Origin of the sequence: Shewanella kaireitica (assembly GCF_023284045.1) — a bacterium.
GTDB classification, from domain to species: domain Bacteria; phylum Pseudomonadota; class Gammaproteobacteria; order Enterobacterales; family Shewanellaceae; genus Shewanella; species Shewanella kaireitica.
This window is the reverse complement of sequence record NZ_JAKIKQ010000007.1, coordinates 1-20,949: the sequence shown is the minus strand read 5'-3', so window position 1 is coordinate 20,949 and position 20,949 is coordinate 1. Positions and strand designations below refer to the sequence as shown.

The 20,949-nt window shown below is 41.6% G+C and carries 14 protein-coding genes and 2 tRNA genes; 13 read left to right on the top strand and 3 right to left on the bottom strand.

What is annotated here, in order from left to right:
* The first annotated feature begins 133 nt into the window (after positions 1 to 133).
* The 3 genes from L2730_RS10870 to L2730_RS10860 all read left to right on the top strand — a co-directional run bounded on the left by L2730_RS10870 (position 134) and on the right by L2730_RS10860 (position 6,765).
* Entirely contained in the window at positions 134 to 4,978 is a 4,845-nt protein-coding gene (locus L2730_RS10870) for an NAD-glutamate dehydrogenase (protein WP_248974616.1), read from the top strand.
* A gap of 59 nt (positions 4,979 to 5,037) precedes the next feature.
* Positions 5,038 to 6,057 (top strand): quinone-dependent dihydroorotate dehydrogenase, encoded by a 1,020-nt coding sequence (gene pyrD, locus L2730_RS10865; RefSeq protein WP_248974615.1) that lies wholly within the window; start codon positions 5,038 to 5,040, stop codon positions 6,055 to 6,057.
* A 174-nt stretch (positions 6,058 to 6,231) separates the two neighbouring features.
* Positions 6,232 to 6,765 (top strand): cell division protein ZapC, encoded by a 534-nt coding sequence (locus tag L2730_RS10860; RefSeq protein WP_248974614.1) that lies wholly within the window; start codon positions 6,232 to 6,234, stop codon positions 6,763 to 6,765.
* A gap of 376 nt (positions 6,766 to 7,141) precedes the next feature.
* On the opposite strand, the gene L2730_RS10855 is transcribed toward L2730_RS10860, so the two are convergent.
* Complete coding sequence (locus tag L2730_RS10855) at positions 7,142 to 7,759, bottom strand: peptidylprolyl isomerase (protein WP_248974613.1); 618 nt, start codon at positions 7,757 to 7,759, stop codon at positions 7,142 to 7,144.
* A 416-nt stretch (positions 7,760 to 8,175) separates the two neighbouring features.
* On the opposite strand from L2730_RS10855, the gene rlmKL reads away from it, so the two are divergent.
* From rlmKL to rmf, 5 genes are all read left to right on the top strand, one after another.
* The gene (rlmKL, locus tag L2730_RS10850) at positions 8,176 to 10,311 is read left to right on the top strand and encodes a bifunctional 23S rRNA (guanine(2069)-N(7))-methyltransferase RlmK/23S rRNA (guanine(2445)-N(2))-methyltransferase RlmL (protein WP_248974612.1); all 2,136 of its coding nucleotides are present in this window, start codon (positions 8,176 to 8,178) and stop codon (positions 10,309 to 10,311) included.
* Positions 10,301 to 10,537, top strand: coding sequence for a glutaredoxin family protein (locus tag L2730_RS10845; RefSeq protein ID WP_248974611.1), 237 nt, complete (start codon positions 10,301 to 10,303; stop codon positions 10,535 to 10,537). The genes rlmKL and L2730_RS10845 overlap by 11 nt, the downstream gene beginning before the upstream one ends.
* 1 nt (position 10,538) lies before the next feature.
* Positions 10,539 to 12,449: an ABC transporter ATP-binding protein gene (locus tag L2730_RS10840; protein WP_248974610.1), complete on the top strand. Its 1,911-nt coding sequence runs from the start codon at positions 10,539 to 10,541 to the stop codon at positions 12,447 to 12,449.
* A 29-nt stretch (positions 12,450 to 12,478) separates the two neighbouring features.
* Complete coding sequence (locus L2730_RS10835; RefSeq protein ID WP_248974609.1) at positions 12,479 to 14,359, top strand: DUF3466 family protein; 1,881 nt, start codon at positions 12,479 to 12,481, stop codon at positions 14,357 to 14,359.
* A 192-nt stretch (positions 14,360 to 14,551) separates the two neighbouring features.
* Complete coding sequence (rmf, locus tag L2730_RS10830; protein ID WP_012155190.1) at positions 14,552 to 14,728, top strand: ribosome modulation factor; 177 nt, start codon at positions 14,552 to 14,554, stop codon at positions 14,726 to 14,728.
* A 60-nt stretch (positions 14,729 to 14,788) separates the two neighbouring features.
* Here the strand turns inward: rmf and fabA are convergent, their stop codons facing one another.
* Both fabA and L2730_RS10820 read right to left on the bottom strand, forming a co-directional pair.
* Positions 14,789 to 15,304, bottom strand: a complete 516-nt coding sequence (fabA, locus tag L2730_RS10825) for a bifunctional 3-hydroxydecanoyl-ACP dehydratase/trans-2-decenoyl-ACP isomerase (protein ID WP_020912882.1) — start codon at positions 15,302 to 15,304, stop codon at positions 14,789 to 14,791.
* A 67-nt stretch (positions 15,305 to 15,371) separates the two neighbouring features.
* Positions 15,372 to 17,075 (bottom strand): S16 family serine protease, encoded by a 1,704-nt coding sequence (locus L2730_RS10820; protein WP_248974608.1) that lies wholly within the window; start codon positions 17,073 to 17,075, stop codon positions 15,372 to 15,374.
* Between the two features lie 231 nt (positions 17,076 to 17,306).
* Between L2730_RS10820 and L2730_RS10815 the strand changes: the two genes are divergently transcribed.
* The 5 genes from L2730_RS10815 to L2730_RS10795 all read left to right on the top strand — a co-directional run bounded on the left by L2730_RS10815 (position 17,307) and on the right by L2730_RS10795 (position 20,928).
* Positions 17,307 to 17,397 (top strand) — tRNA-Ser (locus L2730_RS10815).
* A gap of 199 nt (positions 17,398 to 17,596) precedes the next feature.
* Positions 17,597 to 18,241 (top strand): UvrY/SirA/GacA family response regulator transcription factor, encoded by a 645-nt coding sequence (uvrY, locus tag L2730_RS10810; RefSeq protein ID WP_220740379.1) that lies wholly within the window; start codon positions 17,597 to 17,599, stop codon positions 18,239 to 18,241.
* 33 nt (positions 18,242 to 18,274) lie between these two features.
* On the top strand, positions 18,275 to 20,104 hold the full coding sequence (uvrC, locus tag L2730_RS10805) for an excinuclease ABC subunit UvrC (protein WP_248974607.1): 1,830 nt from the start codon (positions 18,275 to 18,277) through the stop codon (positions 20,102 to 20,104).
* A 47-nt stretch (positions 20,105 to 20,151) separates the two neighbouring features.
* Positions 20,152 to 20,700 (top strand): CDP-diacylglycerol--glycerol-3-phosphate 3-phosphatidyltransferase, encoded by a 549-nt coding sequence (gene pgsA / locus L2730_RS10800; RefSeq protein WP_248974606.1) that lies wholly within the window; start codon positions 20,152 to 20,154, stop codon positions 20,698 to 20,700.
* A gap of 152 nt (positions 20,701 to 20,852) precedes the next feature.
* Positions 20,853 to 20,928: transfer RNA gene (locus tag L2730_RS10795), tRNA-Gly, on the top strand.
* Positions 20,929 to 20,949: the final 21 nt, after the last annotated feature.

Below are 20,949 nucleotides of genomic sequence, written 5' to 3'. Positions count from 1 at the left end.
AGTTCTCGAATTATGGCAGATTTAGTAATAGACTTCGCGCTATGACCTAGGTCACAGAAATAGGCTCAGGTCAGATTTTGAAGCATCCATAAAAATTAAAAGCGCTGCCATAGCCCCCTAAGGAAACAGCAACATGGCCTTGAAAGATGCAATGCCTTCAGTACTACTAGAAAATGTAGTCAACCTTATTCACACTAAAGTTCCGAATTCACAAGCAAAACAAGTAGAACAGTTTGCTACTTGCCTATACGCGCATATGTCGAAAGACGACCTCAATGCTCGTAATGACAGCGACCTTTATGGCGCAGTTTTGAGTCAGTGGAACGCCCTAAACAAAACTTCCGTCGGCGAAGGCCACATACGTGTGTTTAACCCAAGCCAATCCAAGCATGGTTGGGAGTCTAGCCATTCCATTATCGAAATTATCCAGCCGGATATGCCTTTCTTAGTTGATTCTGTCGGTATGGCAATCAATCGATTAGGGATCACCGCGCACATGATGTTGCATACGCCAATGGCGATTGAGCGTAAAGATGGCTCGGTAACGCATGTCAGTTATAGCGCTGAAGACAAAGCTGGTGTCGACAAAGTCGCCGTCTTTTTAATTGAAATCGACCGTCAAAGCAGTGATAGCGATATTAAAATTTTGACTAAAGAGATTGAGTCAATCATCGCCGATGTTGCTGCGTCAGTTCAAGACTGGGACGCAATGTCTGCAAAGCTTGGTGAGACTATTTCTGAGCTCGCGACCAGACCATATCCAGGTACAAAAGAAGAGCTTAGCGAAGCCACTAATTTTCTCCAGTATCTCAATAACCACCACTTTACCTTATTAGGTTACAGACGTTACGATTTACGTAAAGTGGAAGGTGATTTAGAGCTTGTTGCAGATAAAACGACAAGCCTAGGCTTGATGACCAAGTCAGCGAAAGCAAAGACTGAAACCGGTTTGATGTTATCTGATTTTTCAGAAAGTGCCCGTAAAGAAGCACTAGATACTAGCTTACTAGTATTAACGAAAAGCAGTGAAAAGAGCCGAGTCCACCGTCCTGCATACGTAGATTATATTGGTGTTAAGCGCTTTGATGACAAAGGTAATGTAGTTGGCGAAGATCGCTTTATCGGTTTGTATGCATCTAACCTTTATAATCGCAGTCCGCGTGAGATCCCACTGTTGTCTGAGAAGGTTCAGCGAGTGCTTGACAACTCTGGCCTAACGCCACGTTCTCATGATTATAAAGCGTTAATGCATATTCTTGAGACGCTGCCACGTGATGAGTTGATCCAAGCTAATGTTGAAGAGCTTGCACGTATTGCTCACGGCGTACTTGAGATGCAAGACCGTGACAAACTTAAATTGTTTGTTAGAAAAGACGGTTTTGGTCGATTCTTGTCTTGCTTAGTGTATGTATCGAAAGATCGCTATAACACTAAGCTGCGTGAAGATACGCAAAGAATTCTGGCGCAGCACTTTAATAGTAGTGAAGATGTTGAGTTTACAACATATTTTTCTGAGTCTACCTTGGCTCGAACTCACTACATTATCAAAGTAGATAACAATAATATGGATGTCGATGTGGCCGCGATAGAGAATAATTTAACTGAAGCTGCGCGTTCTTGGGAAGATAAGCTAGGGAGTGCATTAATCAGCACCCAAGGTGAAGAAGTCGGAACAAGCCTTGTTAAGCGTTACGTAAACGCATTCCCTCGCAGCTATAAAGAAGATGTATTACCAAGCTCCTCCGTTGTTGATGTACAGCATCTTGAAGCATTGGATGACGACCATAAACTTGGGATGCTGTTCTATCAGCCCCAAGAAACAGCGCTTAAAAATAGTAAAGTGCGTTTAAAGTTATTCCATAAAGACGAGCCAATTCATCTGTCCGATGTCTTGCCTATGCTAGAAAACTTCGGTTTGCGCGTTATTAATGAACGTCCTTATGAGGTGATTACAGCTGATGGGCATACATATTGGATCCTAGATTTCTTGATGACAACACAAGGTGTTGCAACGGATGATTTAGCTGATAGCCAAGAACGTTTCCAAACCGCCTTATCTCAAGTTTGGAAGAAAGAACTAGAAGATGATGGCTTTAACCGTCTGGTGCTATCAACGGGTCTAACAGGTCGTGAAGTTTCTGTTTTACGTGCTTACGCTAAATATATGCGTCAAATTGACTCAACGTTTAGCCAAGCATACATCGAAGAGACTTTTTCAAGTTATCCACAGATAGCCGATCTGCTCGTTAAAATGTACATACGTAAATTCAATCCTAAGTTGAAAACTCGTACTTTAAACAAATTTATCGAGCAAATTGATATTCGTTTGGAAGATGTATCAAGTTTGGATGACGATCGAATTATTCGTCGTTACCTTGATTTGATCAACGCGACCAACCGTACCAATTTCTACCAAGTTGCTGACTCTGGTGAGTCTAAATCATATATCTCGTTCAAATTTGAGCCAGAATTGATCCCTGAAATGCCAAAGCCTTTACCTAAGTACGAAATTTTTGTTTACTCTCCGCGTGTTGAAGGTGTGCATCTTCGTGGCGGGAAAGTTGCTCGTGGTGGCTTACGTTGGTCTGACAGACGCGAAGATTTCCGAACTGAAGTACTCGGTTTGGTAAAAGCGCAGCAAGTTAAAAACACTGTGATTGTTCCTGTTGGAGCAAAAGGTGGTTTTGTTTGTAAGCAGTTGCCGACAGAGGGAGGCCGTGAAGCTTTCTTTGCTGAAGGGCAAGAGTGTTACCGTTTGTTTATTCGTGGTCTTTTAGACATTAGCGATAACATTATTAATGGCGAAGTGGTTGCTCCAGACAATGTGGTAAGACACGACGAAGACGATGCTTATTTGGTTGTCGCCGCCGATAAAGGCACCGCGACATTCTCTGATATCGCTAACGCAATCGCTGAAGAGTACAACTTCTGGCTTGGCGATGCATTCGCATCAGGTGGTAGTAACGGTTACGACCATAAGAAAATGGGCATTACTGCACGTGGTGCATGGGAGTCAGTTAAACGCCATTTCCGTGAGATGGGCGTTAACTGTCAAACAACAGACTTCAGCTGTTTAGCCGTTGGGGATATGGCCGGTGATGTGTTTGGTAATGGCATGTTGTTGTCTAAGCATACTCGCTTAGTTGCAGCATTTAACCATATGCATATCTTCATTGACCCTAATCCAGATGCGGCGACTAGCTATGTTGAACGTGAACGTCTATTTGCACTGCCGCGTTCTAGCTGGGAAGACTACAATAAAGAATTGATATCTAAAGGCGGCGGCATCTTCCTTCGCTCAGCTAAATCAATTCCTTTGTCTGCAGAGATGAAGAAGATGCTAGGTAGCCAAAAGACGTCAATGCCGCCTCTAGAACTTTTGAAAGAGTTGCTTAAGATGCAGGTCGACTTGATCTGGAATGGTGGTATCGGCACTTATGTTAAGGCGACTAGCGAATCACACGCTGAAGTAGGCGACCGAGCTAACGACTCAATCCGAGTCAATGGTGATGAAGTTAAAGCTAAAATAATCGGTGAAGGCGGCAACTTAGGCTGTACTCAGTTAGGACGTATCGAATACTGCGCCAATGGCGGCCGCATGAATACCGACTTTGTTGATAACGTCGGCGGCGTTGATTGTTCAGATAACGAAGTTAACATTAAGATTTTGCTTAATGCCTTAGTGGCAGACGGTGAAATGACTGTTAAGCAACGTAACCGTTTACTCGAAGAGATGACGGATGAAGTAAGCCGTATTGTCCTGCAAGACTGTAAAGATCAGACTCGCACAATTTCTGTTACTCAGGTGCGCGGCGCTGAGCAGCTTAAAGAACAGATCCGCTTTATTCATTACCTTGAGAAAGAGGGCAAACTCGATAGAGCGCTCGAATTCTTACCAAATGAAGACGAGCTTGCTGACCGTTTAGTGAATGGTAAATCATTAACTCGACCTGAACTTTCTGTACTCGTCGCTTACGCTAAGATGGTCTTAAAAGAGCAGCTATTGACGTCAGAAATAACTGAAGATAGCTTCTTGAGCCAACTACTTGTCCAGTATTTCCCTAAGCAACTGCAAGAGAAGTACATCGTAAACATGGCTGCGCATCCACTACGCGGTGAAATTATTGCCACTTCATTAGCGAATGAACTCGTTAATGATATGGGACTTAATTTTGTGCAACGTATGCAAGATGAGACAGGTGCCTCAGTTGCCGAAGCTGCTATTTGTTACACTATGGCCCGCGAAGTATTTGGTTTAGCTGATTTAACTAAATCGATTACCGACCTGAACGGTATTATTCCAGCAGTTGTGCAGTGTGAGATGTTGCATCAACTACGACGCAATATTCGTCGTGCTAGTCGCTGGTTCTTGCGTCATCGCAATCGTAATCTTAATATTGAACAGACTATTGAGTTCTTTACTCCAGTTTTTGACGAACTTAAAGCGAACGTTCATCAGTATATGGATAACGATGAAGTTGCCGGCATCCGTGCCGAATCAGATGCACTGATTAAAGAAGGTGTACCTGAAGATGTAGCCATGGTTGTTGCTAATGTGAGCACCTTGTTCTCTGCGTTAGATATTGCACAAATCTGTGATCTTGAAGCTAAACCTGTACCGTTAGTTGCAGAGACTTACTTTAAGTTAGGTGCAAGTGTTGACTTGCATTGGTTCCTTGAGCAGATAAGTGCTCAACCAGTATCAAACCATTGGCAAGCACTGGCAAGAGCGGCGTTTAGAGAAGAGCTTGATTGGCAGCAGCGTTCACTGAGTTCTGTGGTATTAAGAACATGCACTGAAAGCTGTGATGCTAGCAAGATCATATCGGAATGGATTGAATCAAATCAAAGCTTGTTGGAGCGTTGGTTCCATATGCTGGCTGATTTCAAGACTTCGCAAAGCCATGAGTTTGCAAAGTTCTCAGTTGCCCTACGTGAACTTAACCTTTTGATCCTTCACTGCGAAGGTCAAAAGTAATCTGATTAAAATCAGAAGCCCTGGCAATTGCCGGGGCTTTTTTCGGTCTAGGAGAAAACATGTTTTATAAAATCGCACAAAAGTTCATGTTTCAGATGGATCCAGAACTGGCGCATAATTTTGCTATCGGCAGTTTAAAGTCTACTGGTAATTCACCACTAAACTGCTTTTATGCACAAAAAATTAAACCAGCCCCAGTAACAATGATGGGACTGACTTTTCCAAACCCTGTCGGTTTAGCTGCTGGTATGGATAAAGACGGTGAATGTATTGATGCTTTTCATGCGATGGGTTTTGGCCACGTCGAAGTTGGTACTGTTACACCGCGTCCACAACCTGGCAACGAACAACCAAGGTTGTTTAGACTTAAGCCTGCTAAAGCGATTATCAACCGCATGGGATTCAACAATAAAGGTGTAGATAGCCTGGTTGAAAATCTTAAAGCTGTTAAATCTGATGCTATGGTTGGCGTCAACATTGGTAAGAATAAAGACACGCCAGTAGAGCTTGGTAAAGATGATTACTTAATCTGTATGGACAAGGTTTATCAATATGCTGCATACATAGCTGTCAATATTTCATCTCCTAATACGCCGGGTTTACGATCGCTACAGTACGGTGATCTGCTTGATGATCTTTTAGGATCATTAAAGCAAAAACAAAAAGATCTTACTGAAAAGCATGGTAAATACGTACCCATCGCGTTAAAGATTGCACCAGATCTTTCAAGTGAAGAGATTGAAAAGATTGCAGATTCACTTATTCGTAATGAGTTTGATGCAGCGATTGCCACTAATACGACTTTGACTCGCGATGGTGTGAGTGGTTTGCTCAATGCTAATGAAGCTGGCGGATTGAGTGGTAAGCCATTGAATTCATTGTCAACAGTTGTGATAAAACAACTTGCAGACTGCCTTAAAGGTCAAATACCAATAATAGGTGTTGGCGGAATTAACACTGCTGCAGATGCACTAGACAAAATTGATGCGGGCGCTCAAATGGTGCAAATTTACTCTGGTTTTATTTATCAAGGTCCTCAATTAATAAAAGATATTATTGAAGCCTATCGTATAAAATAAAAGCTAAGCGATCGTATTTTTTAATATAGATCACAAAACGATCATTAAGATCTAATATTGGATCGAGATGATCGTTTTTTATTTTATAGGATCTGAAAAAACGTTTTAAATTTATTTTGATATTGATGAAATTATCATCTATTATCCATTTGTATCTTAATAAAGGTAAACGATATGTTATTAATGCCAAAAAGGGATTGGCAATGGGGATATAATGAAACACATGGTGTATTAACTGTTTCGTTAGGAAGTGATATGGAATTTCTATCACCTTTTAAATTAAAGTCCCTAATACCAGATGCCAAAATCACAACTGAATTTAGTGTTGAACACGCTAAGTTCTATATTGCTTTGGTTGATCGTTTACAAAAGACACTTTCCCTCAACGATGCTCTCATTGTACAAATAGCGTTAAACGCAACCGCTGCGCACTTTTTATTAAAGCCACAGATGCCAAAGTCATGGTTTTTCGATGTGTCTCATGAGTGTGTATACAGCGATATTGGCAAGATTTTTCAGCTAAGAACGACTGAGCATAGTGTATCTGCTATGGTCATTGAGTCAGGCTTACAAGCATCACTTGTTATGATTTTATCCCAAGAATGCCGATTAACGGAAACTAAAAAGCTAGCTCAGTTTGAAACGATTAAAGTGATGCATAATCGCTTAGCACCATTAACAGTAGAAAAGAAAGTTAATGTTGCTTAAGTTTAATTTTTGAACAAATGATATAAAGACGAAATAAAAACGGGAGCAGATATTTAACTGCTCCCGTTTTTATTTAAAGACTTTTATAATCTATTTATACCAATTGCATTAAGTATTTGACCAGTTCAGAGCCCCTCAGCCTTTTCAATTCAAAGCGCATTGGTAAAGAAATGGTTATTCCCTTTTAAGCCAATGCAAAGCAGAAGTGGAAAGACTGAGGGGCTCACGTAGTGCGGCTGAGGTTAAACAAATTGGCAAAACGCTGTATGCTTCGCTATGGGATTTGGATATAGAATAACTATTAGCTCAAATTCCACTACTTGCCTACAGCGTTTTGAATTTCCGCTGAATGGTCAAACTTTTAATGCAATTGGTATTAATTAGCTGGGCAGTTAGTTTCAGTAAGTGAATTAATTACAATTTCGTCAACAGGAACATCTGAACGGCCACCCGTTGTATGGGTTGCGACAATACTGATTTGGTCGGCGATATCCATTCCTGCAACAACCTGACCAAATACAGCATACCCATCATTAGAAGCACTAGCGTCCAATTGTGGATTATCTAATACATTAATAAAAAATTGTGAAGTCGCGGAATTTGGATCATTAGTTCGTGCCATTGCTATAGTACCGCGTGAGTTGCTTATACCGACACTGGCTTCGTTAATGATTGGATCATTACCAGGCTTCGATACTAGCCCTGTCGTTAAGCCTCCACCTTGAACCATAAAGTTGCTGATAGTGCGATGAAAGAGTGTCTCTTGATAAAAACCACTATCGGCATAAGTTTTAAAATTCTGTCCAGTGACGGGCACATTGGTTAAATCTATTGCTAGCGTCATGTCCCCTTTAGTGGTTGCCATCAAATAACAGATATCAGCTTTTAGCTCTGGAGCTTCGACTGGAGGAGTAGGTGGTGTTGGTGAATCAGCGCTATCAGATCCACACGCAGCGATAGACAAACAAGTTAATAGAGGCAACAGCTTCTTCATATTTAAACCTTTATATTATTTATAACCAACATTCAAAGCTGACAAATCATCCAATGAATGTAATGTTTTTTGTTTTTATTTGTGGGGTATTTGTTGCCGTGAGTTTACATGTTGTGGATTAGCTCGCAATAGTTCACTTGCCAAAGTTACAAAATGTCGCAGTTCAACTTTTACAATCGTATGTTAAGAATGGGTGTTATCAAGTCACAAATGGTCAACTATTCCTGCTTGTGTCGCTGGATTGCTTGCAAAATAAATCCACAGCCCCTTTGTCCATTTGGGCTCAAAAGCAGCAAATTGGAATGATTTTCTAACCGAGTAATGAAATTATCAGCTATTAGGTAATATCTTTTTATCATTTGCGGGCGCTTACGGGTATAATAACCAACTAATTTTTATTCAGTGTCTATCTATCGATGTTAAATTTTTTTGCTGCTGCTCCTCGGGGCTACGAATACGCGTTATCGCTTGAATTAGCGGAGCTTGGCGCTTCAGATATCAAAGAAAGTGTAGCGGGAGTTTATTTTACTGCTTCTCTAGAACTTGGTTATCGGATCACCCTTTGGTCGCGACTAGCCAGCAGAATCATTTTAGTGATCCATAAAGGACCTTGTGAGTCACCTGAGCAGCTTTATAACGCCGCTTACGGTATTGACTGGCAGATGCAGTTTTCTAATCGTAGTACTTTTAGTGTTGATTTTCATGGCATGGGTGGCTTCATTAACAACACTCAATTTGGTGCATTGAAAATTAAAGATGCGATAGTCGATCGCTTTCGTGATGATGATTTTTCCCGTCCGAACGTCGCTAAAATCGATGCCGATTACAAAATTGATGCTCACTATCGTCGAGGTGAAATCACCATTGGCATTAATTTTTCTGGCCCAGCATTACACAAGCGTGGTTATCGCTCTACAACGGGTGAAGCACCGCTAAAAGAAAACTTAGCAGCGAACATGCTGGTACGTAGTGGCTGGAAGAAGTCACCAGTCACCTTATTAGACCCTTTTTGTGGTAGCGGAACCATACTCATTGAAGCTGCAATGTTAGCTTGCGATATTGCTCCGGGTATTCATCGTGAACGCTTTGGCTTTGAAAAATGGTTGCCTCACAACGATAAAGTTTGGCAAGAACTGCTAAATGAAGCTCATGCTAGAGCATCGATTGGTAAGACTCGCTGTGAAATAAAATTCTATGGGTCTGACATTGATTCAAGATTGGTAGCCCTGGCAAAACGCAATGCCGAAAACGCAGGCGTACTTGAGTTTATCGATTTTAACGTCAGTAACGCGCTTAACATCAGCGTACCAGCAGCGACTGGCTATTTGATTTCAAATCCTCCTTACGGTGAGCGTTTGGGCAACATGACCTCGTTACTGCAACTTTATTATCAGCTAGGTGATAAGTTCAAAGCAGAGTTCGGTGGCTGGAACTTGGCGATACTCAATAGTGATGCAGAGCTATTGTCAGCATTAAAGCTAAAAGCTGACAAACAGATGAAGATGAATAACGGCGCTCTTGAGTGTGCATTTAATCTGTATACAGTTCATGCAGAAAACACTCGTCGTGTCGATCCTGCAAATATCAAAGTTGACGGGGATGTGAGTGACATCGCAGTGCCTTTCGCTAACCGTATTAAGAAGAACTTTAAACAGTTACAAAAGTGGGCGAAGAAAGAAGGCATTGATAGTTACCGCCTTTATGATGCCGACTTGCCTGACTATAATGTAGCGATTGATAAATACCTCGATCATGTTGTTGTTTATGAATATGCAGCTCCCGCAGAGATCCCTGAATCGGTGTCCAAACGTCGCTTAACAGACGTATTGATTGCGTTGCCACATGCTATTGGAATTGATCCAAACAATATTGTATTGAAGACCCGTGAGCGTAAAAAGGGCATTTCACAGTATGAAAAGATGCAAGCTAATAAGCTTGAACTTATTACGACTGAGTACGGCGCTAAATTTAAGCTTAACCTTAAAGAGTATTTAGATACGGGGTTGTTTTTAGACCATCGCTTAACCCGAAAAATGGTGGGTGAAAAGTCAAAAGGCCGCAGTGTGTGTAACCTATTTGCTTATACAGGTACTGCGTCGGTGCATGCTGCTATCGGCGGTGCAACCTCTGTTACGACGGTAGATATGTCGAATACCTACATTAATTGGGCGAAAGAAAACTTTGCGCTTAATGGTTTAAACGATGATAAGTATCAATTTGTCCAAGCGAACTGTTTACAGTGGATAAAGCGTACCCATGATAGATTCGATCTTATCTTTATCGATCCGCCAACCTTCTCAAATTCAAAGCGTATGGAAGACTCTTTCGACGTGCTGCGCGATCATGTGCCTCTTTTGAGCAACTTGATAAAGTTGCTTAATCCAGGTGGAGAGATTATTTTCTCCAACAACAAGCGTAAATTTAAGATGGAAATTGAGCAATTAGAAGCTGCTGGCATGTCGATTAAAAATATCGATAACCAAACATTACCATTGGATTATAAGCGTAACCCGCAAATTCATAATACTTGGCTTATCACTCATGCCGAGTAAAGCTAACGCTGTTGTTTTATATCACACAGATGCTTGTCATCTGTGTGAACTCGCAGCGGACTTGTTACAACAAGCACAAGTTGTTTTTGTTGCCGAAGATATTTGCGATAACGAGTTATTAGCTGAAAATTACGCGACACGGATCCCAGTGGTAAAAACAACAGATAATCGCGAGCTAGGCTGGCCATTTGACCTCAAAGCATTACAAGAATTTTTAGGAGCGTAAGTTGAGTTTAGTACGTATTAATAACGGCTCTTTAGCCTATGGTTATACCCCGTTATTGCAAAAAGCAGATTTCACCATAGAACCTGGTGAGCGGGTTTGTATAGTAGGCCGCAATGGTGCAGGTAAATCTAGCCTGATGAAAGTACTAAGCGGTGATGTTCTGCTTGATGAAGGTGAGTTCAATATTGCAACCGACGTTAAAGTCAGTCGATTGCAGCAAGATCCCCCAAAGGCTGAACAAGGAACTGTTTATGCTTATATTGCCGCTGGCTTGCAGGAAGTTGGCGAAAAGTTAGAGCGATATCATCAACTTTCCCATGACGTAGCAACCGCTAATCCAGATGAAATGGAGCGTATGCTGAAGCAAATGGAAAGGCTACAAGGCGATATCGATCATTTGAATGGATGGCAACTTGATAATCGTATTAACCAGAACTGTGAGTTACTTGGTTTGGATGCTGACGCACCATTATCTGAGTTATCAGGTGGCTGGCAACGTAAAGTGGCTTTAGCTCGCTCTTTGGTTAGCGATCCTGATCTGCTGTTACTCGATGAGCCGACTAACCACCTCGACATTGATACTATTGAATGGTTAGAACAATTCCTACTAAGCTACCGAGGCGCGATTGTGTTTGTCAGTCACGATAGGGGCTTCATTGATAGAATGGCAACCCGGATTGTTGATTTGGATCGTGGTATTGCAACCTCTTGGCCTGGAAGCTACCAAGCTTACTTAACAGGTAAAGCAGAATGGTTACGGGTAGAAGCGGAGCAAAATGCTCACTTTGATAAAAAGCTAGCCGAAGAAGAAGCATGGATCCGCCAAGGCGTTAAGGCTCGTCGTACGCGTAACGAAGGCAGAGTACGTGCGCTTAAAGATTTACGCGTAGAGCGCATGGCACGCCTTAATCGTCAAGGCGGCGCTAAAATGTCTGTTGCCGATACGGATCGCTCAGGTAAGCTAGTGTTTGATATTGAGAACCTTGAATATAACCTGCCAGATAAAAACCTGGTTAAGAACTTCAGTTCAACAGTCATGCGTGGCGATAGAATAGCATTGATAGGCCCTAATGGTTGTGGTAAATCAACCTTGGTTAAATTGCTTATCGGTCAACTTGAAGCGCAATCTGGTAGCGTAAAAGTAGGGACTAAACTTGAAATTGCTTACTTCGACCAGTACCGAGAAGCACTTGATCCTGAAAAAACAGTGGAAGATAACGTAGGTGAAGGTAAGAAAACCGTTACCATTAATGGCCAAGACCGCCATATATTGAGCTATCTTCAAGACTTTTTATTTTCACCTTTAAGGGCTAGAACTCCGGTTAAAGCTCTATCAGGTGGTGAAAAGAACCGTCTGTTGCTAGCGCGCTTATTGCTTCGTCCTGCAAATCTTATTATTCTCGATGAGCCAACAAACGATCTAGATATTGAAACTTTAGAGCTGCTTGAGTCTTTACTCGCAGATTATAAGGGGACTTTACTACTTGTTAGCCACGATAGAGCGTTTATCGATAATACGGTTACCAGTAGTTGGTGGTTTACTGGCAATGGTGGTTGGAGTGAATATGTTGGAGGCTACCAAGATGCGGTGTCTCAAGGCGCTAAATTTTATTCTGAGGAACCTCAGGAGCAAAAGAGTGTCCAACCTCCAGTTGTTGAAAAAAAGCCGGCTGTAGCAGCCAAACCGACTAAAAAATTATCGTTTAAGCTACAAAGAGAATTAGAGTCTTTACCTGCATTGATGGAACAGTTAGAGCAGGATATTGAAGCATTGCAAAGTATTATTAGTGCTCCTGATTTTTATGCTCAGGAACAAAAAACAGTTAACGAAAAGCTAAAGACTCTGTCCGATAAGGAAGGTCTACTTGAGAGTTACTTTGAGCGATGGGAAGAGCTCGAGTCATTGAAGTAAGCTAAAAAATAAAAAATGGGAAGTAATTCATGAAGTTTAAGTTGGAAAAGACCCTATCCTTAGTCGCCGTGGGTGTATTAAGTGTCCTTCATGGTGCACAGGCTGCACCTGTTTATGAAATTAAAAATCTCGATACCGAGACATTTAACTTAAACGGTACGATTGCCAATACTCGTAACGGTTATGGTATGGCAGTCAACAACAACGACGAAGCGGTTGGTGCAGCCAAAGGTAAAAAGAAACTAAACGTTGATGAAGGTGACAATGGCGTCATTGATATCGAAGATGGCGTGTCCGATGCTGAAACTATTACTTATTCAGTAAACTTACCGATTATTGCCAATAACTTCACTTTCACTTCAATCGAAAATGATCCTGTCACCCCTTGGTTACCAACTTTTGAGAGTGTAAATGGCACCACAGCGCCAACATTTCCTGAAGATGAGGATACGGTTAATTCAGTCGATACTTTTTACTACGGCATTAATGATGCAAAAGTAAAAGTCGGTGCGATGACAGCTGTTGAGCAAACCGTTCCTTATTCTGGTAGCAGTGAAACGCAAGAGTTTTGGTACTACCGTGAATATGAGCAACGCGGCTTTGTTAAGGATGATACCAATACTGAAATCGCTTTGACGCCACCTTATACTGAGTATGTTTCAGAGCAAGATGATGGTGACGTGACAGTGACCGTTGGCGGTTTCTCAAGTGGTACAGCCGTTAATAGCAATAATCTGATTACCGGTTATGCCAGTACTGATATCAGTAAAAACAGTGCCAGTATTATCGACTCATGCGTGTCGAATAATAGTGAGACTGCACCCACTGATATTTGTGTGCAAAATAGACAGTATCCGAATAGCAATGGCTTTAGAGATATTCAATATCAGACTCGTGGCTATGTCTGGAAGTATGAAGCTGGCGCTGTCACAGAGAGCTTTGAGCTTCCTCTTGGCTTAGAAGTGACTAATGATGGTGTTTACACCGGACAAGGTCTTGGGATTAATGCCGAAGGCGTTGTTGCTGGTCGCTCACATGTTTATCGTGACGGTAATAAGGACAGATTGTATTTCGATGCTGCTTATTGGAAACAAGATGCCCAAGGAGCTTACCAATATAACTGGGTTGATGTTGATACGGTTAAAGATGTGCGTTCATCTATCGCTTACGATATTAACGACAGCGGTATTTTGATTGGTAGTTACAGTAAATACATTGAAGGTTATATCCGAGATAAGTTTTTCTATATCGATACTACAGATGAGAACGCAGAGGTTGTTACACCCAATGATTTCTACAACAATCTATCCGATCTTGGTAGTCGTGGTAGAGGGATCAATAACAATGGCCAAGTCGTTGGTTATATTGAAACCACCCATGATAAAGAAAAACCAAGACCTAAAGCTGGCTTCTTGTATAACATCGCTGAAGATGAATTTTCGAACCTTAATGATCTACTGACTTGTCAATCAAAAGGGTTTGTAAAGGATGACTCAGATAAGTGGGTTCGTAATAAAGTTGCAGTCGAAGATGGCTCAGGAAAGACACTGACCTATAATAGTGAGATCAAGATTGTAGAAGCAAACAGTATTAGTGACAGTGGCACTATTGTTGGTACTGCCTTTATTCGTAAGCCATCTTATCAGTTTGATACTGACGGTAACCTGATTATTGGCGATAACGGTTTACCGTTTTTTGAACTTAATGGCTATGGCGATCCAGTCACTTCATTTTTACCGCGTATGATGGTTATCCAAACAACAGGTGAACAAGTTACTGATGAATGGAAAGCCGCTAACAACTGTGTTGACGATAATGAAGAGAACGGTAACTATGAGCGTAAGGGTGCTGCAAGCCTCGGGTGGCTGTTAATGTTGCCGTTAGTTTGGTTACGACGCAGAAGAAAGTAGCGTACTAGACGAGTAGACTAAATCGAGGCAATTTGCCTCGATTTTTTTTATTTTTATTTTTATGACATAACTCAATAGCTTAATATTTAACCTGTAAAATGTCGGTTTTTTTTGATTGATCTCTGGAGCAAAAAGTTTTATTCATAGTCTTGAAGCATTAGCTTCTACCATTATGGAAGAGAGGACGCTTGCATGAAGAGACAAAAACGAGATCGATTGGATAGAGCTTTTTCGAAAGGTTTTCAGGCTGGGATAGGGGGCCGTTCTAAAGAGATTTGTCCATATTCGACACTTGACTCTAAGTCACAATGGCTAGGAGGTTGGCGAGAAGGTATTGATGGTAGGTTAAGCGGTTTATTTAATAAATGAACGTGTATAACAAAAACGCCCTCTATTAGGAGGGCGTTGTCATAAGTCATTTTTGCAAACTTAGAAGCTAGAGGTATCCGTAAAAATACCTACTTTTAGATCTTTCGCGCTGTAGATTTCGCGTCCATCAACTTCCATAGTCGCATCAGCAATGCCCATAACCAGTTTACGGTATACCTTACGCTTTATAGTAAGCTTGTAGGTAACCTTTTTAGCTTCTGGAAGTACTTGGCCAGTAAATTTCACTTCGCCAACGCCAAGTGCACGTCCTTTTCCTTCAGCGCCTTCCCAACCTAAGAAAAAGCCAACAAGTTGCCACATAGCATCTAAGCCAAGGCAACCTGGCATAACAGGATCTGCGGCAAAGTGGCAGTCAAAAAACCAAAGATCTGGATTGATATCGAGTTCAGCAACAATTTCACCTTTACCAAATTCACCGCCATCAGCATTAATCTTAAGTACGCGGTCGATCATTAACATGTTGTCTTTCGGTAATCTCGGAGAGTTAGGTCCGAAAAGGTTGCCAAGTCCGCAGGCAACAAGGTCTTCTTTTGTAAAACTGTTAGCATTACTCATTATTTTTGGTTCTCCAGCAATTTGAACCGCCAAGGTTAGCGAACACGTGTACGCTAAACAACTCCGATCAGCTAGAAAATGACAGTTTTTCTCGCAGCCTCACAAAAAAAGACTTTTCCTCCTCTTGATAACCCGCTAAACCTTCTAATCTTGCTTGCACTAAGCCGTAAAGGGAGTCATTTGGAAACTGATTGTCTTGATCTGCCGTTCCTGCGGGAGTTTGCATTAATATCTCAGCCGCTTCATCGATGTGCTTTACTTGATATAGTGTAAATTGCCCTTCGTTAACAGCATCAATAACAGATTGGTGCAAGTTTAGTTGCTGCATATTAGAACAAGGAATAATGACACCTTGATGACCTGTCAGTCCGCGGCGTTGACATAATTTGAAAAAACCTTCGATTTTTTCATTAACTCCGCCAATGGCTTGCACATTACCAAATTGGTCAATTGCCCCGGTAGCGGCGATACTTTGCTTAATGGGCTTTTCTGATATAGCAGATATTAAGCTGCAATATTCTGCTAAAGAGGCGCTGTCGCCATCGATCTCTTGGTATGATTGCTCAAATACGATATTGGCATTGAGGTGCAATGGCGCGTCTTTACCAAATATACGATATAAGCAAGAGGACAGGATCATCATGCCTTTCGCGTGAATGTTACCGCCAAGCTCTGACTTACGCTCAATATCAGCAACTTCCCCATCTCCATAATGCACAGACGCTGTTATTCTCGCGGGTTCGCCATAGCTATACTCAGCATTTTCAATAACGGTTAGGCCGTTGATTTGACCTACGATTTCATCTTGTGTTGGAAGGTTGATAAACAAGTCATCGAAGTTTTGCTCCGACAGTTTTTCAGAAGCGTTATGACGTTGATTGAACATATCGATGCTGAGTTGAAACGCTTTGCTATCAATGTGTGATTGCTGCGCATATACGCTGGCTTGGACTAACAGTTGTTCGATGTTATTGGACATCAAGCTTAGTCGTTGCTGATGATCGGCAAGCCTTGCACTGTATTCAAGTAATGCCAATCTTGCAGGGTTATCTATGGTTATATTGTTGTCGTCTAAAATACAATCCAACCAATGATTATACTGTGTAAGTGAGACCTCATTTAAGTCAACTTCATTTAACAGCTCACCTAATAGCGGGAATAGATTGGAAAAACTGGGTTCACCGAGCCAGCAATGGCCATATTGATTACTCGAGCCTATAAGTACGACCTTACAGTTGAGTGCTAAAGGTGGAAGGCTGGAATGTACTTGATATTCTTTTTTATCAAGGATCTCTAACAGTAACTCCCACAACGTTTCTCTTTTCCAAATGGAATCAGCACAGATAAATAAGTAATGGCAGTTGGCAAGCGCACCGGCTTTATACTGTTTCGTACGCTCATCATATCGACCGATTAGGTCATGCTTTTTAATCGTACCAGAAAGATACTGATGTGTTGTTTGTTTAGCTGCGAGGAGCTGTTGCTTATCAGTTCGCTCACACCAAACCGTACTATTACCACTTAACACCAGACTCCTATCGACTAAAATTCCATCCGCTTCGACGAGGGCTCGGATAATATTTTTGCGATTACAACCGGAGTAATCGGCTAAATACATATGTTGGTCGTGAGTATTACTCAATAATTTGAAAGCATCGCGAACACGAGATTGGCCAATTAAACGGGCTTCTGAGGGACTATTGTCTGCGGCCGTTGCCATTAGGGTAAACTGTGGTTTGAGTGCAGAAGCAGGAATAATGTTTGAGTTCATATATATCTGTTAAGTTTTTCAATTAGAGAGATATTAACATAGTATTGCCGTTAGCCTTTAATCTGTCAGTGATAGATGTTCAGCTGACACCTTTTAGAGTAATAGGTTTGAACGATAAGAGTAAACAATCATCAATTTGATTGTAAGATCACCACTTGATTGCTGTTAGCAAAATTTTCATCTATTTAGTATTTACAACATGGATGTAAACGCCTAGTATTTACCTCGTTCGGAGAGATGGCAGAGTGGTCGAATGCACCGGTCTTGAAAACCGGCATGGGTTTGTAGCCCATCTAGGGTTCAAATCCCTATCTCTCCGCCACATTAAAGAAGGCAGCCTAAATGGCTGCCTTTTTGCTTTTTAATTAAGTCTTTGTTATTTAATGTTATATTACATAATACCAGTATTGGTCTAAGTGAGATTTAACTTTCTAAATTTTCTTTTATGGGCTAAATTAGACTGAATAAGATAGCTTGATACACGTGTAGAGCAAGCAGGATTAATTTGGGGTAGGGCAGCTTTGATTTCAGTATATTTAGTCGATGACCATGAGCTGGTACGTACTGGTATTCGGCGTATTCTAGAAGATGAACGCGGAATAAAGGTTGTTGGTGAAGCCGGTGACGGTGAGACCGCAGTTCAATGGTGCCGGAAAAATGAAGCCGATGTCATTTTAATGGACATGAACATGCCGGGAATTGGTGGCTTAGAAGCGACCCGCAAAATTCTAAGGTTTCAAGCCCATGCAAAAATAATCGTGCTGACTATACATACTGAAGACCCATTCCCTACAAAAGTTATGCAAGCTGGTGCTTCTGGCTATTTAACTAAAGGCGCAACCTCTCCGGAGGTGTTACAAGCTATTCGTCAAGTTGCACATGGTCAACGCTATTTATCCCCAGAGATTGCGCAACAGATGGCCTTGAGTCAGTTTAACCAGTCTGAAGATAATCCATTTAAATCGCTGTCAGAGCGAGAATTACAGATCATGCTAATGATCACCAATGGTGAGAAAGTCAGTGATATTTCTGAACAATTGAATCTTAGCCCTAAAACAGTGAATAGCTACCGATATAGGCTATTTGCCAAGTTAGGGATCGGTGGAGATGTGGAGCTGACTCGATTGGCGATTAGGTATAAGATGCTTGATACTGGTCAGTTTTAAATCAACATTAGCGATTAGGTGATCTAACGCCGCATGAGTGAAACGTTCAATTCTAGCGAATTTTTGAAAACGGTAACATCATCTCCCGGTGTATACCGTATGTATGATGTTGATAATATCGTTATCTACGTCGGAAAGGCTAAAGATCTAAAAAAGCGTTTATCTTCCTATTTTCGTAAAAACCTCACTAATGTAAAAACACAAGCATTAGTCGCGAGAATTGCCAATATCGATGTCACGATTACTCATAGTGAAACCGATGCGCTAATCCTTGAAAATGATTACATAAAACAGTACATGCCTAAGTACAATGTGCTGCTTAGGGATGATAAGTCTTACCCCTATATACTATTAAGTAATCATAAGCATCCACGACTTTCATACCATCGTGGACCGAAAAGAGCAAAAGGCCAATATTTTGGGCCGTACCCCAATGGCGGAGCTGTTCGCGAAAGCCTACATCTACTGCAAAAAATCTTTCCGATTCGGCAATGTGATGATTTGTACTATAAAGCGAGATCTCGTCCGTGCTTACAGTATCAAATTGGTCGATGCAGTGCGCCATGTGTTGATAAGGTTTCCCTAAAAGATTATCAAGAACAGGTTGCGTTGGCATCGTTGTTTCTGAAGGGCAAAGATCAGCAAGTGACTAAAGCGCTTGTTGAGAAGATGGAACAAGCTGCTGTTGAATTGAATTATGAGCAAGCGGCTCGTTATCGCGATCAAATCACGGCCCTAAGACGTGTTGCAGAACAACAGGAAGTCTCTCACTCATCTGGAGACATGGATGTTATTGGGGCGCATTTTGCATCTGGCGTGGCATGTTTTCATTTATTGTTTATTCGAGAAGGCAAAATATTTGGCAGTCGCAGCTATTACCCAAAAGTACCCGTTGATACCGAACTCTCCGAAGTTTTACGAGCTTTTATGTTTCAGTTCTATCTCAACTCTGACAGCCAAAGAGTGACGCCTAAAGAGATTTTAGTCAGCGATACCTTTGAAGAACAAGCTGAGCTTGCTAGTGCGATAAATACAGCGCAGCAGAGGAAAGTAGAAATAAAGAGTCAAGTGCGTGGCGAGCGAGCACAATTTTTACGTTTAGCGCTCACTAATGCTACTAATGCGGTTAATACTAGGCTGGCGCATCGAAATACTGTTGAACAACGTTTCTTATTATTAGAAGAGGCGATAGAAGTTAGTTATAAGATCCAGCGAATGGAGTGTTTCGATATTAGTCATACAATGGGTGAAAGTACGGTTGCATCCTGTGTTGTATTTAATCGTGAAGGCCCTAATAAAGCCGATTATCGGCGTTATAATATTGAGGGTATTACGCCAGGTGATGACTATGCTGCTATGAAGCAAGCTATCAGTCGGCGATTTGATAAAGTTGCTAAAGGCGGTAAGACCCCAGATATTCTCTTTATTGATGGCGGAATAGGCCAGTTACGTATTGCTCAGCAGATAGTGGATGAAAAGTTTGTAACATTAGATCATGCGCCAACATTGATTGGTGTTGCAAAAGGCGAGGGGCGTAAACCTGGTCTTGAAACCCTTATTTACGGTGAGAATGAAGAATCTTTCACTTTACCTGCGGATTCGGGAGCATTACACCTTATTCAACAAATACGAGATGAATCTCATCGCTTTGCAATTACAGGTCACCGCAATAAAAGGCAGAAAACCCGCAACACCTCTTCACTTGAATCCATCGAGGGAGTGGGTCCAAAGCGAAGAAAAGCGCTATTACAACATTTAGGTGGATTGCAGGAAGTTAAGAGCGCAAGTGTGACAGAATTGGTAAAAGTACCAGGGATCAGCCTAGAAATGGCACAAACAATACATGATGCATTGCGAGGGTAGTAAAATTAAGGCAAGATTGGCGCTGCTTTTGAATTTTAGGTTTTATGATGCCGTTTAACATTCCTATCGCGTTAACACTTTTCAGACTTTTACTGTTACCAGTATTCGTTGTTCTTTTCTACATGCCTGACAGTTGGGCACTTTTCGCTGCGGCTTTTGTTTTTTGGTTAGCCGCTGTAACTGATGCTCTCGATGGTTATGCTGCACGAAAACTTAAGCAATCTACCCGTTTTGGCGCCTTTCTCGATCCCGTCGCGGATAAAATAATGGTAACGACAGCATTAGTGCTGCTCGTCGCTCAATACCAAAGTGTCTGGCTGACTTTACCGGCACTATTTATGATAGGCCGTGAGATTGTCATCTCTGCGTTAAGAGAGTGGATGGCTGAAATAGGTAAGCGCGGAGCAGTAGCTGTCTCTTGGATCGGTAAATATAAAACCGCAGCACAAATGACTGCAATAACAGGGTTAATCTGGCAACCAAACGATTTTGTAATATATAGTGCATTTGGGTTATTTTACGTTGCTGCGATACTGACCTTTTGGTCAATGATGAGCTACATAATCGCCGCATGGGGCGATTTAACCGCCGAGTAGCTCGTTTTAAAACCGATAAGATTAATTAGTGCGCAAGCAGTTATTAATCTACAAATATAGCGTTGACTCTTCGACATAAATCGGTAGAATGCCATTCCGTAGTCAAGGGGAAGCGAACTAAGCAAGAACTTGATTACGGATTAAATTGAAATGCGACATTAGCTCAGTTGGTAGAGCGATACCTTGCCAAGGTATAGGTCATCGGTTCGAACCCGATATGTCGCTCCAATTTAATATGGCGCGATGGCA

Coding starts and splice junctions, on each gene's coding strand:
- L2730_RS10835 (WP_248974609.1), top strand. CDS start 12,479: ATGAAGTTTAAGTTGGAAAAGACCCTATCCTTAGTCGCCGTGGGTGTA.
- L2730_RS10820 (WP_248974608.1), bottom strand. CDS start 17,075: ATGAACTCAAACATTATTCCTGCTTCTGCACTCAAACCACAGTTTACC.
- L2730_RS10860 (WP_248974614.1), top strand. CDS start 6,232: ATGTTATTAATGCCAAAAAGGGATTGGCAATGGGGATATAATGAAACA.
- uvrC (WP_248974607.1), top strand. CDS start 18,275: ATGAGTGAAACGTTCAATTCTAGCGAATTTTTGAAAACGGTAACATCA.
- rlmKL (WP_248974612.1), top strand. CDS start 8,176: ATGTTAAATTTTTTTGCTGCTGCTCCTCGGGGCTACGAATACGCGTTA.
- fabA (WP_020912882.1), bottom strand. CDS start 15,304: ATGAGTAATGCTAACAGTTTTACAAAAGAAGACCTTGTTGCCTGCGGA.
- L2730_RS10870 (WP_248974616.1), top strand. CDS start 134: ATGGCCTTGAAAGATGCAATGCCTTCAGTACTACTAGAAAATGTAGTC.
- L2730_RS10855 (WP_248974613.1), bottom strand. CDS start 7,759: ATGAAGAAGCTGTTGCCTCTATTAACTTGTTTGTCTATCGCTGCGTGT.
- pgsA (WP_248974606.1), top strand. CDS start 20,152: ATGCCGTTTAACATTCCTATCGCGTTAACACTTTTCAGACTTTTACTG.
- pyrD (WP_248974615.1), top strand. CDS start 5,038: ATGTTTTATAAAATCGCACAAAAGTTCATGTTTCAGATGGATCCAGAA.
- L2730_RS10845 (WP_248974611.1), top strand. CDS start 10,301: ATGCCGAGTAAAGCTAACGCTGTTGTTTTATATCACACAGATGCTTGT.
- rmf (WP_012155190.1), top strand. CDS start 14,552: ATGAAGAGACAAAAACGAGATCGATTGGATAGAGCTTTTTCGAAAGGT.